Here is a 12,621-nt window from a genome sequence, read left to right as displayed (position 1 = left end):
ATGTAGCAGAAATAAGACCTTCTCGTACGTTCCGTAGATAGCGGAGCGGAGGAAGGTCTTTTATTTCAAATAAGAGTTCTATCCCAAGGATTAGTAGAGGTCTCCCTCATTGAGGTTCACTTCGTGTTTTTTAACAATCACTTCGATAGTTGCCGTAACCTTAGTTGCTCCAGGAGGTGCGTAGGTGACTGTCACCGTTACAGTACCTTTCTTGTTCCCTGTAATTGCTCCTGTATTCATGTTGGCAAACGAGGCAATAGCCGGGTCACTGCTGGTCCAGGTTAAGTCATTCAGAATGGATGCCAAGGAAAAGGTGCGTGGTATTGTCCATAGCAGATTCGCAAGGTTAAAGGCAGGATCGCCGACATAAATAGTATGGCTGAACTGGCTGAACTCCAGGCTGGTAAGACCAGTAATATTTACAGCATAAGGAAGACTGGAAATCCCGCTAGTTTTGTCTTGTACTACAACCTGTATCGTATGGTTGGGAACATCTTTTGCTACCAGTTGACATTGGTTCGTTCCGGGAATGGGTTTCAACTCAGCATATTGGCTATCGTTCGGATGGAAGAAGCCCCACTCCAAGGATGTTTCGTCTGCATGTACTGGTGTGAGAATTGCCGTCAGAGTAAGAGAACCCTTCGTTGGGATGGAGTTCCCGTTGCCCGAAATTGTCAGTGTCTCAAGTGGAGTCTTCACAGTTATGATTTTGCTGGCGGAAATATGATCAGCCTTGTCGCTGGAGACATAGACCTGAACCTTATATTTTCCGGATGCAGGTGCATTGAATGTGGCGTTCTCAGCGGTAGCCTGGATATAGCTGCTTACATCTTTGCCGTTTACATCAAAAACCTTCCAGCTATAGGTGATGTTTTTCTCCAGGATTGTATTATAAATGGCCATAATTCCTACATTAGTATTAGGTTTGACCGGACTATCTCCGCCATCAATTCTCAGGCTGCGATCCTTGACGGTGATGACAGCACTACCTATCACTCCGCTTCCGTCTGTCGCTGCAGCTGTTATTTCAACAGAACCGGTTCTATTGCCGATAACATCTCCACTTATGGGGTCAATGGACACGATTGACGGATCGGCTGAGCTCCAGCTTAATATCTTATTGGTCGCATCCACTGGTGAAATTTCTGAAGGAACAATCCTTAAGGGTTTATCACTCAGTAGGATATCTGTTGGTGGAAGCGTGATTTTCTCAACCCGGATTGCTGCATGCAGTTTTAACTCCGGTGAAAATACAGCCGAGCCTGGGACAAGGACCTCATTAACCGGAAAGGTTCCGCTGAAGGGGGAGTAGAATAAAGTTGTCATCTTCGTAACGGAACCGGCGATAACCTGTCCAGTAAGCTCGCCATTATCAAAACTGACAGTTGCATTCGGAGCCAAGAATGTTCCTCTCAGAGTGTAGTGCAGTTCCAATGATTCAGCACTTGGGAAGTTGTACATAACATGGGCGGCATCGACTCCGCTGAGATTAGTGTTGAGTGCCATTTTGACAGTATCACTGTCTGAGCCAGTGTTAACTAATACGGTAGAGCCTGATGGGACCGATATATTTAAGCTGGTTGCAGAAGCAACCATAGCAGCCGGAACGGTAAATACAAATAGTTTGGCATCACCCGTACCCGTTAGTTTAATTGTGCCATACGCGGATTCTACTGATCCATTATTAGTCAGTGTACTAAGTCGGGCTGACAGACTCGTCATCCGGTCCCGAAGTGAAGAAAAGTCAATAGGTGATCCCTTCACAACCTTTCCTCTGATAGACTGCGTGTCTGCAGCACCGCTGTAATAGTAAGTACCACCATATACTGCATTACCGTTGATAGTGATATTGTTGTTGTAGTATAGACTCCCACCTACTACTAGAGCATTTTGGGAATAATCACCGTTAGCGTTATTTCCGTAAATAGTGGCACCCCCGCTAATGTTGCGGAAGTCGACATCGCCACTTACAGCCACCCGCCCTTTAATAGAGAGATTATTGATTGTAGCCGCTGTTTGATTATTGATAACAATTAGGTTGTAATCCAGTCCGGCTCCAAGAAGCGGCCCGTTAGCTGCTGCGTGAATTTCATCATATTGTAGAGAAGCTGAGTTCAATGTGAAGTCCCCGCCTTTTTGCGGTGATACGGTAATGGAGAAAGTAACCTCCTGACCTGGATCGGGAATAAATGTCTTCACACCATTTGCTCCAGTCTGGAGCGTGTAACGAATATCATTTAATTTTTTGGTAATGCTATAGCCCGATTCTACCGTTCCTGTTTGGTTGATGGGTGAGGAGGACTCGACAATTTCCAGACCGGATGGAAGATTGCTTTTAAAGGTGATATTAGAAATAATCTGGCTGTCGCCGACATTTGCCGTAATCTGTGCTTGGGAGAATGGAATCGGTTTTGGAATAATTGTATAGGTTACAGCAACGCTTTCTCCCCGTACAACATGACCATCGACAATGCTAGCGGGCAAGGATTGTGTAGCGGTCAGACTAGAGGTGGCCGGTTTGATCGTTACGTTAACTGTTTTGGTTGCCAGCGCACCATGACTGTCCCAGGCTTTAATTTCAATTTGTAGATTTCCTCCATTCGGAAGCGGATTCGTAAAGGAGCGGCTGATGGTCAGTCCAGACTGAAGGTTCAAGTCAGTTACCCCAATATTATCTATATAATTCCCTTCCGTTTTAAAGCGAATGGAGGTTTTCAGGTTGCGGTCATTCAGATCAAAATCTCTTGCACTGTAATCTACCAGTAATTCATTTGCATAGGATGGGATGACACTGCCTTCAGCAGGAGAATTTACCGTAATCTCAGGAGCGTGGTTGGCGCCGGCAAAAGCCCTGTACATGGTATTGACGAAAAGCCTCTGTTCCCAGTCCGGGAATTTGATATTACTATTGATATCTCCTTTTTTGCTATGCCCTGTGCCGGAGAATGTAATGCTGCCTACTGAGTAAGTGTAGAAGTGGTTATAGCTGTCGTCGACATCACGCTGAATTTTTCCAGACTCACTCTTAATGTTATACCAAGGCACTACATCGGCACGTTCCAGATCCAGCATGAAGAATTGATCATGCGTCTCGGCAACAGGGTAGTAAGTATTGTTCGCAGTATTAAGGTTAAAAGGATATTGCGTCAGTAAGCCGTTATTGACTGGAACAACCTTGGAGGATGTATTTACTGCATTTCCTCCCAGATAAGTTCTTATAGTCTGGCCAACGGGCGCCCGGAAATAATCACCCCAGAAATTTGAATCGTTTGGATCATCAATAAAAATCGTATCATGGGTAAGCATTATGCTTTGTTTTGTCGTATTAGCGAAATCATAGACGGCATGGGCAGCCTCTTTTGAAAGCATTGGATTGGTTACCCGGTCATACATATCCTGAAAACCGAAGACGATCATATCATACACACCGTTAAGACCACGCTGTGGATCTTTGGCATGCTCAGTAATATACGAATTAAACTTGTCGATGTTCATCGTAGAAATAGAAAGCTGATATTTGCTGTTATTCAAGTATTCCTGATTCATGTTCAGACTATTACGGAGCGAGCTATCAGAACGGCCTGAGGGCATAACCTGAAGAACATTGATGATAGGCTTAACACCCGTAAAGCGGATGATGTCTCTGTCAAAGGTTTTAAGGTTAGTAGAGGTATCGGTGACCTCCAGCTTCCAGTAAAGTAGTCCGGTATAAGTATCTGGTAATGTGTAGTGAAGTGTCCCTTCAGTTGAATTCAGCTCAAGGGAGGCGACCACATGCTCTTCGGTCATAGGAATTGAAGAATCCATATTCATATATAATCTTACCCTTACAGGGGTGGTAGCAATATTAGGGACATTATCCAGCTTAATTCCGAATGTCAGGGTATCCCCTGGTCCATAAGTTTCATTAGGATTAGCCAAGTAACTCTTAATCTTTGAATTATTGGAAATGGTAAGCAGCGGACGCCGAATTAGGCCAGTTATTGTTGGTGCAGTGCGGGTCTTAATTCCTGTTATCAGGCTGCTGCGGGTGGCATCCGTGAGAAATATGACATTGCTCTTTGCGCCCATAGAGGAACGGTAGATATTAAAAGAAGCATAGAGGTTCCCTTGAAGATTCTTATCTTTATCCTGAGTTGCAAAGGTATCCTCTTGAAAGTATACATAAAGTCCTTTATTGATATAGTACTCGATAATTTCTTGTGCCTTCAGACCCGTGATATCATTCTGGACAGCAAGCGTATTATGGGCTTTGTCCCGGTCGGTATCTTTGGTATTCACAGTGCTTGTAACCAATTGCTTATTGAAGCTTCCGCGGCCTATGTAGATTGCATCGTACTTTCCATCCCAGTCCTCACGCAGCGACACGAATCTTTTCATGGTCATAGTCTCTACGCTGACATTAGAAATTTTCTTGAGTTCTTCCAGCTCACTGCCGCCTGAACTTAGACTGCTACTGGTTGGATCAGTGACCTCAAGAATGCGTATCGGATAGTTATTATTGGAGGCCTCCACATCCGGACTAAACATCTGAACTAGTAAAACTAGCATTACCATTAATGCAATAGCACCAGAAATAAAGACCAACTTTCTCTGTCTAAACATTTCCTTCATCAACAATTCCTCCGTTTATCGAAAAAATAGAATGAATAGTTTGTTTCATATGGCGAAATTGCATTTTTTCCCTAAAATTATTGTAAGATCACCTATAATATGCTATATATCATTCTAGGATAAATTTCACAGTTAGGCAATGAGGGAATGTGTAAATATACCTCTAAATTTGAGTCTTTAGAATTATATTTTTAAATTTATTTACCGAAATATTGATTATAAAATTTTGAATCAAATATTTTGATGGGCTAATATACCTATGGATCTTACATAATCCACATGGCATGGAGATGAGCTGCGGTTGGCAATCATAAAAAAGAGATTGGGAGATTTGCTGGTAGAGAACGGAATTATATCAGAGGAACAGCTTCAGGAGGCGTTGGTAGACCAGCGTAAGACCAAACGCAAATTAGGTGACCTGCTGATTTCGCAAGGGTACATTACAGAGCAGCAATTAATTGAGGTATTGGAATTCCAGTTGGGAATCCCTCATGTCAGTTTGCATAAATACCATATTGACCCGGCGATTACACAGATTATTCCGGAAAGTATGGCCAAGCGATATCAGGTTCTCCCTTTCTTGAAAGAGGGGGGAAAGCTGATGGTGGCGATGGCGGATCCGCTGGATTATTTCGCAATTGAAGATTTGCGGATGAGTACGGGTTTCCGGATTGAACCGGCTATTTCTACCAGAGACGAATTGCAGCGTGCTATTGCAAGACACTATGGTATGCGCGACTCTATGAACCAGATGCTGATCGAGCTGCCGACACAGGAAGAGATTACAGAGACAGAAATTACTGACGAGGATTCGCCCATTGTCCGGCTTGTTAATCAGATGATTCAACAGGCGGTTCAATTGCGGGCATCCGATATACATGTCGATCCCGGCGAGAATAACCTGCTCATCCGCTACCGGATTGATGGAACGCTTCGTACTGAGCGGCTGATTCCCAAGCAGATGCAGGGATTTATTACAGCCCGACTCAAAATCATGGCGCGGCTGAATATAGCGGAACGTCGCCTTCCCCAAGATGGCCGGATCAAAATGCAATTCGACTACAAGATGATTGACATCCGTGTGTCGTCATTGCCAACGATGCACGGGGAGAAAATTGTACTGCGGCTGCTGGATCTCAGTACCGGTATCAAGGCAGTGGATACGCTGGGATTCAGTGAAGGCAATGCGTCATCGTTTAAGGAAATGATTGGCCGTCCTTATGGCATCATGCTTATTACAGGGCCTACAGGCAGCGGAAAGACTACGACATTGTATTCGGCGCTCAGCCAATTGAATCAGGAGACTGTTAACATTATCACGGTTGAAGATCCTGTGGAGTACCAGCTTGAAGGGATTAACCAGGTGCATGTTAATCCGGCCATTGGCCTTACATTCGCAGCAGGATTACGCTCTATACTTCGTCAAGACCCCAATATTGTCATGGTAGGTGAGATCCGGGATACCGAAACAGCTGAAATTGCGGTCCGGGCTTCACTGACAGGACACTTGGTACTTTCAACACTACATACTAACGATGCTGTAAGCAGCATATCCCGACTTCGCGATATGGGTGTCGAGCCCTATCTGATTGCTTCGTCATTGATCGGTGTCGTTGCCCAGCGGCTGGTGCGCAAAATTTGCACAGACTGTAAGGAGACCTATAAGCCTTCCCAGCAGGAAGCGATTATGCTTGAGCGTTACGGACTTCGGACGGATATCCTTCACCGGGGAAGCGGCTGTGGAAGCTGCAACTCTACCGGCTATCGGGGCAGGCTTGCCATTCATGAAGTTTTGACTATCGATGATCATATGCGGCAATTGGTTACCGACTCCGCTTCCGTAGAAGAGCTGCGCTCTGCTGCCAAAGTAGGCGGCCTTGTCCAACTGATGGAAGATGGTCTGCTTAAAGTATCACAAGGGATGACCACTCTGCAGGAAGTGCTGCGGGAGACAGTATCCCATTAATGATTAGGGGGAGACATATTGCCAGTTTCAACTAGAACGATTATACAGCTTCTGCACTTGGCTCACTCCTCCAGGGCGTCTGATTTGCATATCTCCGTGGGCTCACCTCCCGTGCTGCGGATTGACGGTCGACTTGAGAATGTGGAGGGAGGATTCATTGGTCCTGGTGAGGCTGAACAGATGGCCCTTGACCTGCTTGGTCCCGAGAGAGAATCTGAATTCCGGGTGGCGGGTGAGTATGATTTCTCTTACCCGCTGGAAGGCGGAGTCCGGTTCCGCGTGAACGTATATCGGCAGCGAGGGGGAATCAGTATTGCTGCCCGGAGTATTCCGGCTGACATTCCGACCCTGGAGAAGCTGGCGCTTCCGCCGATACTTTCATCACTGGCGCTGAAGCCGCAGGGGCTGATTCTGGTAACAGGTCCGACAGGGAGCGGCAAGTCATCCACATTAGCGGCAATGATCCATCATATTAACAGCCGTGAACGGAAACATATTGTTACGCTGGAAGATCCGATTGAATTTTTACATAGCCATGGGACTTGCATTATCGATCAGAGAGAGATTGGAAGCGATACGGCCAGCTTTCCAACTGGCCTTAGGGCGGTACTCCGGCAAGATCCCGATGTCATACTTCTTGGAGAAATGCGCGACTTGGAGACGATATCAGCAGCGGTAACCGCAGCTGAAACCGGCCACCTGGTCATGGCAACCCTGCACACCTCAGATGCACCACAGACAATTGACCGGATTATCGATGCCTTTCCCGGACATCAGCAGAACCAAATCCGCTTGCAACTGGCTTCTGTATTGCTGGCAGTAATCTCACAGCGCTTGTTCCCCCGCTCTCAAGGTCAGGGGCGAATCAGTGCAACTGAGATTCTGATTAATACGCCCGCAGTCGGGAATATGATACGGAGCGAGAAGACACATCAGATCAAGAATATCATGCAGACGGGTAAGGCCCAGGGGATGCATACGCTGGAGATGAACATCCGTGAATGTCTGGCTAGAGGGCTAATTGACACATCGGCAGCTAAAACCTATCTTGCGGGGGTGAATTCCGATGCCTCAATTTGAATATCAGGTTAAGACTCCGGCGGGCAAACAGCTCAAAGGTAAGCTTACGGCACAAGATAAGTCCATTGCCATGGAGGAACTCCGCAAGCGGGGACTTACTGTTTTCTCACTGAATGAGCAGAAAAACTCTATCCTGTCGATGGAGATTTATATCGGTAATCCGGTGAAAACCATTCATTTCATTATTTACTGCCGCCAGTTCGCTACGTTAATCCGTGCAGGTGTGTCTATCGTAGATGCGACCCGAATTTTGGCGGAGCAGACAGACAGCAAGCCGCTGGCTAAAGCGCTGCAGGACGTCAGTTCGAGCCTTTTGCGGGGAATAGCGTTCTCACAAGCCATACAGGATCACAAAAAGATATTTCCGCATTTGTTCGTGAGTATGGTAAGGGCGGGTGAGGAAACCGGGGACCTTGAAGGAACGTTGGAACGGCTGGCGATGTATTTTGAGAAACAGCATACCACCACTGAGAAAATTAAATCTGCGCTGATGTATCCGATCACCGTTGGCGTTATGGCGGTGGCTGCTGTTATCTATCTGCTGTGGGCTATCGTTCCGCAGTTCGTAACTATGTTTGAGTCGATGAATGCAGAGCTTCCTGATATTACCAAGATAGTACTTGTGCTTAGCAAGAGTATACAAGGGCAATGGTATTTTTGGCTGATAGGTCTGATTGTGATCATAGTAGCCTTTCAAATAACGAAGCGTACAGAGAAGGGGGCCTACGCATTGGATTATGCCAAGCTGAAGGTGCCTGTGTTCGGGAAACTTAATCAGAAGGGCTCTATTGCGCAGTTCACCAGAACCTTCTCCTCGCTATATGCCAGTTCAGTGCCGATTCTGCAATCGCTGGCGATTGTTGAAGAAATTGCGGGCAACAAGGTGATTGGAAAATACATTCGCAGCGCAGGGGACTCACTCAGACAAGGAAAGCCTCTGTCGGAACCTTTGAAAAAAGCCTGGGTCTTTCCGCCGCTGGTTACACAGATGATCGCCATAGGTGAAGAGACGGGTGCGCTCGACCAGATGTTGTCCAAAATAGCAGATTTCTATGAGATGGATGTGGAAAACACTGTTGACCGGCTGAAGTCTTTGCTTGAGCCGTTATTGATAGCTTTCCTGGCGGGAGTAGTCGGTGTGATCGTAGCAGCCATTATGCTGCCAATGTTCAGTATCTATAGCAATATGTGATGAGACATCTTTGAGAGGGGTGACGCCGGGCGGGGGCAGATAGCCTTCGTACTGACGAATGCAGATACAAAGAATCAAGCACTCATCCAGACCTTTAAAATTATATTTTAGGAGGAAATCAAATGTTAGCAAATGCAATCAAGAAGAGATTGAGTAAAGAGGAAGGCCAGAAGGGCTTTACGCTGATCGAGTTACTGGCAGTTATCGTTATCCTGGGGATTATTGCGGTTATTGCGATTCCTTTGATTGGAAATGTTATCGGCAAGTCTAAAGACAGTGCAGACGTAGCAACTGCTCGTCAAGTCTATGAAGCTGCCAGATTATATATTATCGACACGAAAGATGGGGATTTTAAAACGGCTGGAACCGTTAAAGTATCAGACTTGCAAACTGGAGGATATCTTGATACACCGCTCGCACTTCCGAGTTCAAAAAAGGAAATTAGCGAAGGGGAAATTCATTTTAACGCTAAAGGTCAATTAGAGGATACCGCAACAGACAAGAAAGATGCAGTTTCGTTTACTGTCGATTCCAAAGCAGTTCCTTTTAGTGCCAAACAAGTACTAAGTGCTACAAAATAATTTAACTATGAAAATACTGTTTTATCTAGGAATCGGATCATTCCGATTCCTTTTTTAACAAATCCCATAAATAAAAGGAATGGACTATGACCATCGTTATAGCTGTTTACATCACGCTGCTGGGGCTAATATTAGGCTCCTTCTTTAACGTTGTCGCTCTGCGCGTGCCAGCGGGAGAATCTCTCACTCATCCTCCCTCGCACTGCACCGGTTGTGGAACGCGCCTGAAGCCGCGGGATTTGGTGCCGGTACTCAGCTGGATGGCCAGCGGTGGTAAATGCAGGCATTGCGGTGCCAAAGTATCCATGCTGTACCCGTTAGGCGAGCTTGCGACTGGACTGCTGTTCTTATGGTCCTATCTGGAGTTCGGCGTAACCGTTAGAGGTGTAACGGCGATTGTATTGTCGAGTATGGCTGTTATTGTAACGGTGGCTGATCTCAAATATATGCTGATACCGAATAAAATCCTGCTGTTTTTCACGCCATTCCTGCTAGTGCTAACTCTGTTGAATGTTGAAGGACCTTTATGGTTATCTCTTCTAGGTGCTGCTGTAGGTGGAGCGATCATTCTACCTTTTGCCTGGTTCGGCGGAATGGGGATGGGGGATTTCAAGCTGTTCGCCTTGCTGGGACTGGTCATAAGGTTCCCTAATGTGCTGCTTGCCTTCTTCGCAGCATGTCTATTAGGTACACTGGTTGGCGGTACACTCCAATTGGCAGGTATCGTTAAGCGCGGTCAGCCCGTTCCCTTTGGTCCTTGGCTTGCTCTAGGTGCATTACTTGCTTACGGTTATGGTTCAGAGATTATCGGCGGGTATCTCTCGCTTATTCATTAGGAGGCTTATGGCTTATGCTTGGACTTCAGAATCCGGTGGCTGGTCTTGCGATTGAGCAGACGGGAATCCGCTATATCAGCTTTAAGAACAAAAAGTTATGGGAAGTACGCAAAAAGCGCTATCTTCCGCTCCCGCCAGGATTAATTGTTGAGAATCAGGTAGCCGATAGTGAAGCTCTCTTGGAAACTGTCAAGCACTGGGTAAAGGTTGAGAGACTGCGCGGTAAACGGGTCTCGCTGTCGATTCCGCCATCGCAGATCATCATCCGTAAAATGAGTATTCCCAGCACCAATTCGAAGCAAGTAGAGCAGCTTGTGAAGCTGGAAGTAGAGACGGGGATGCATCTGCCCTTTGAAAGCCCTGTTTATGATTATGTCACGATTGATGTGGATGAGGAGAACAGTCATCTCTTGGTGTTCGCTGCCCCCCGGAAGCCGATCCAAGATTATATTGATGTGCTTGAAGGAGCGGGTCTGCGCGTAGGCACTGTGGAGATTGCAGCAACTGCACTTGCCCGTAGCTTGACTATTGGCCGGAAGGCAGAGTTTGAGGATACGATGCTTATTAACATCGAGCAGAATGTCCTTGACGTATATATGTTCCGTAGTGGTAATCCAGTGTTTATCCGAACCATTAATCAAATGGATTTGAACAGCGGCGTACAGCCCTCTACACAAGCTGGGATAGACTATGTCAGAGAAGCTGCGGCTACGTCGACTAGTCTGGCCGGTGGCTTACTTGCGCCTGGGCGGATGCTGGAGATTACCGCTGAAATATCGCGCATGCTGAACTTTTATCAATACAGTCTTCATGACGGAAGCACAAGAATTCAAAGCGTCCTGATTACAGGCCCCCTTCAGATTCGCAACCAGCTGCTTGAGGAGCTGCATCAATCCTTGACGGAGCTTGAGGTAGCAACGATCGGACTGGAAGATGTCATGGGTGACAGTACTCCTGATCTGGAGTTGAATGATTATCGTGTAGCTGCCGGGGCAGCCCTGCAGGATAGTAATACCCTTGCCGTTAACCTGCTGCCGCGGGAAGACCGTGAGGCCTTGCTTTTCCCATATGTTGCTGTCGCTCTTGTTGGAATATGGCTGATTGGTGCGGTAGGGGTCGGTATATTCTTTGCAACGAATAAAGGGCAGATCGCAGAGAACGAGCAACAAATCCAGGGTGCCCAGGACCGCTCACTGATGCTTCAAAGCGAACTCGCCAAGATCAATGGAAGTTCCGGGATTCTGAATAGAAAAGCTGCAGTGGATGAAATTCTCGCATATAGGACAATTATTGTACCTGTATTGAATGAGCTATCCGCGGGGTTGCCGCAGGATAGCTTGCTGCGAAGTATAAACTATACGTATCATGATTCCATCGATCTCACGTTAAGAGTGCCGAGTATGGAAGCTTCCTCGATTTATTTGGCCAATCTGCGCAAAATGTCTTTCACCAAGGGAGCCGAAATTCAGAAGCTGACCGAAGGAGATACCACCGTACAGTCCGGTTCGGTCTCAGGATATGGTGCGTATACTGCGGTTTATCATGTGAGCTTACTAAAAACGAAGGCTGATAATACAGCAGCTGGAATAGACCAACAGGCAGCGTCAGGGGAGGGGGATGGCAATGGAACAAATTAATAAATACAGGTCACCTATTACATTGGGCGTGCTTATCCTGTTTTTGTTGCTATTCGCCTTCTTCATGCTTGGTCTACAGCCTACCAGCCGAACTGTCAAAGATCAGGAATCTGAGCTGAGCCAGTTGAATGAACAGAATAGCCTGCTTGAGCGCAAAATTGATGAACGCAAGAACGACACCTCACAGCAAGCCGAAGAGGCTGCACTGCTCACCCAGCTTCCGAAAGGTGACAACAGTGAGCAAATGATTCTGGATCTGCGCTCTATCGGATCAGTATCCGGGGCGAAGCTAAAGGATGTCAATTTCAGTATAGGCCCAGAGAATCCGATTCAGGCAATGACAGGTTCAGGTACGGCGGTTTATCCTACGGTCAAGCCGCTTACTATGACGGCTGTAGTCGAGGGGGATTATTCTAGTATCAGTAATTGGCTGAGTGCACTGCAACAGCTGCCCCGCATAGTGAATGTCGATACATTAACCTTTCAGCGGTCCTCGGACGGCGGGGGTGCAGGAGGAACTTCCAGTATTATCACGGCGAATGTCTCGTTTACAGCCTACTTCGCGGATGCCGAGAATGCGGAAGGTGAAGCTCCAACAGCTGCTGATGTGAATCCTGCTCCAATCTCGATGAGCGCAAATAATTAGCCGTTAATCTATAAGCAGCTCCGCTTCCTCTTTATCGGGAACGGAGTTTTTTTACGCTTTTCCCCCATT

The 12,621-nt window shown here is 46.7% G+C and carries 8 protein-coding genes; 7 read left to right on the top strand and 1 reads right to left on the bottom strand.

Annotated features, from left to right (window positions below; all coding sequences use genetic code 11):
- Nucleotides 1-90: 90 nt before the first annotated feature.
- A complete protein-coding gene (locus MKY12_RS28915; protein WP_339311839.1) occupies nt 91-4,614 on the bottom strand; it encodes a DUF5057 domain-containing protein in 4,524 nt (1,507 codons plus the stop codon).
- A gap of 301 nt (nt 4,615-4,915) precedes the next feature.
- On the opposite strand from MKY12_RS28915, the gene MKY12_RS28910 reads away from it, so the two are divergent.
- From MKY12_RS28910 to pilO, 7 genes are all read left to right on the top strand, one after another.
- Nucleotides 4,916-6,580 (top strand): ATPase, T2SS/T4P/T4SS family, encoded by a 1,665-nt coding sequence (locus tag MKY12_RS28910; protein ID WP_209868377.1) that lies wholly within the window; start codon nt 4,916-4,918, stop codon nt 6,578-6,580.
- 18 nt (nt 6,581-6,598) lie between these two features.
- Nucleotides 6,599-7,660 (top strand): type IV pilus twitching motility protein PilT, encoded by a 1,062-nt coding sequence (locus tag MKY12_RS28905; protein ID WP_339311837.1) that lies wholly within the window; start codon nt 6,599-6,601, stop codon nt 7,658-7,660.
- Entirely contained in the window at nt 7,647-8,852 is a 1,206-nt protein-coding gene (locus MKY12_RS28900) for a type II secretion system F family protein (protein ID WP_339311835.1), read from the top strand. Before MKY12_RS28905 ends, MKY12_RS28900 begins: the two co-directional genes overlap by 14 nt.
- Before the next feature lie 122 nt (nt 8,853-8,974).
- Nucleotides 8,975-9,433: a prepilin-type N-terminal cleavage/methylation domain-containing protein gene (locus tag MKY12_RS28895; protein WP_339311833.1), complete on the top strand. Its 459-nt coding sequence runs from the start codon at nt 8,975-8,977 to the stop codon at nt 9,431-9,433.
- A gap of 86 nt (nt 9,434-9,519) precedes the next feature.
- Nucleotides 9,520-10,269 (top strand): prepilin peptidase, encoded by a 750-nt coding sequence (locus MKY12_RS28890; protein WP_339311831.1) that lies wholly within the window; start codon nt 9,520-9,522, stop codon nt 10,267-10,269.
- Between the two features lie 14 nt (nt 10,270-10,283).
- On the top strand, nt 10,284-11,906 hold the full coding sequence (pilM, locus tag MKY12_RS28885; RefSeq protein WP_339311829.1) for a pilus assembly protein PilM: 1,623 nt from the start codon (nt 10,284-10,286) through the stop codon (nt 11,904-11,906).
- Entirely contained in the window at nt 11,893-12,552 is a 660-nt protein-coding gene (pilO, locus tag MKY12_RS28880) for a type 4a pilus biogenesis protein PilO (RefSeq protein ID WP_339311828.1), read from the top strand. Before pilM ends, pilO begins: the two co-directional genes overlap by 14 nt.
- The last annotated feature ends 69 nt before the right edge of the window (nt 12,553-12,621 follow it).

It is taken from the genome of Paenibacillus sp. FSL M7-0896 (assembly GCF_037975415.1).
GTDB classification, from domain to species: domain Bacteria; phylum Bacillota; class Bacilli; order Paenibacillales; family Paenibacillaceae; genus Paenibacillus_AQ; species Paenibacillus_AQ silagei.
Note: the sequence above shows the minus strand (reverse complement) of the source record. Positions and strands in the feature narration are given on the sequence as shown.